This window comes from Dellaglioa sp. CoH-57-MRSF-21, assembly GCF_056781915.1.
In genome coordinates this window covers 1-343 of sequence record NZ_JBXAXU010000121.1, presented here as the reverse complement: position 1 = coordinate 343, position 343 = coordinate 1, and the positions used below count along the sequence as shown (strand labels likewise).

Sequence of the window (343 nt, the reverse complement as noted above, 5' to 3'; positions counted from 1 at the left end):
CCCATCTGCACGCGCCTGAGGTTGTAGCTAAGAGAGCCACTACCCTGCGCGGTAGGAAACGTTCTCAGCATGAAAAGGATAAGATAGCAGCAACCATGAAGGGCCGCGTTATGACTGACGCGCACAAGAAAAATCTTCGTCAGGGCCTCCGCGCGTTGACCCCCGTGACATGTCCGCAATGCGGCATGGCCGGTAAGCCTGCTGTGATGACACGATGGCATTTTGACAACTGTAAGACTGATCCATGTGAGGTGGAAAACGGCAAACGGAAAATTATTCGTGAGACTTCTCGGCGCTGGTCTGATGCAGAAGAGAAAATTCTGATTGCGGCCCGCATTCGAGA

Annotated in this window: 1 protein-coding gene; it reads left to right on the top strand. The window is 53.1% G+C overall.

Annotation, left to right across the window (positions count from 1 at the left end):
* Positions 1-95: 95 nt before the first annotated feature.
* Positions 96-343: hypothetical protein (locus tag AC1RPQ_RS08215; protein ID WP_481762296.1), on the top strand; the 248-nt coding region annotated here is incomplete at its 3' end.